Below are 819 nucleotides of genomic sequence, written 5' to 3'. Positions count from 1 at the left end.
TCGCCGAGCACATTACGGCCCTGCGCCGCCGCTTGCAGCATGCCGGGTCGTCGCAGACTGACCTCGTCGGCACCCTTAACCCCATCGGCGCTGCCGTCCTGCGCGTGTTGCAGGATGACGTAACCGAGCCCGTGGACGCCGAGACTCACCACATGCTCGAGCATGCCACCCATTCGCTCGCCGTGCCCCCGGCGGTTCGCGCCTTGATGGACGACTACGTCCACGACTCCCGATGCGGATTCCGGATGGGCGGGCTCATGGAGCCCCGGCGCGTCACCAACGGCTACTTCCGCTACCGGCAAGTGTATTGAGCCCCCAATTAGCTCAAAGTCCTCGAATTCCTACACCGATTTCAGCACTGGCTCGCCGTGGTTGTGCCGCCTGCGGTACCAGCCCTCCTCGACGGCGAGACCGTGGCCGATGAGGTCAGCCACGAATCAAACGCCTACCGCGGCTTCACCACCGCCTCCTTGCAAGGGTCCTTCCGCTCCATCGGCGCCACGCGTACCACCTCGTCGAAGCCTTCCCCGCCGCTGCCATCCTCCAGATAGCCCACGCTGAGCACTTTCGCGGCGTCGGCGCGGATCCAGCGGGGCACGCCGAGGTCGCGGCGTACGTGGCCGTTACCGGCGATCAGGACGGCGCCGCGGCTGGCGTAGGGGGCGAGCGTGCGGGCCATCACGGCGTCGCGGGCGGCCTGGGCGTTGAGCATGCCGGGCAGCATCGCCTTGGGGAAGTTGCCGCAATGGCCGGCATCGAGCGTCGCGGTCTGCGCGGCCACGACTTCCATCGGCAGCGGCTTGTCCAGCCCCAGCGCGC

General features: G+C 68.3%; 2 protein-coding genes. One reads left to right on the top strand and one right to left on the bottom strand.

Annotated elements, in window-relative coordinates; translation table 11 throughout:
* Positions 1 to 311 (top strand): T6SS phospholipase effector Tle1-like catalytic domain-containing protein (locus AB4Z27_RS29195; protein ID WP_441646004.1); only part of this gene is annotated, 311 nt, incomplete at its 5' end.
* A gap of 134 nt (positions 312 to 445) precedes the next feature.
* Here the strand turns inward: AB4Z27_RS29195 and AB4Z27_RS29190 are convergent.
* Positions 446 to 819 (bottom strand): ChaN family lipoprotein (locus tag AB4Z27_RS29190; RefSeq protein ID WP_441646003.1); only part of this gene is annotated, 374 nt, incomplete at its 5' end.

The sequence above is a fragment of the Cupriavidus sp. KB_39 genome, assembly GCF_052114485.1.
Classification (GTDB): domain Bacteria; phylum Pseudomonadota; class Gammaproteobacteria; order Burkholderiales; family Burkholderiaceae; genus Cupriavidus.
The sequence above is the reverse complement of the archived record's forward strand: the minus strand, read 5'-3'. Positions and strand labels throughout refer to the sequence as shown.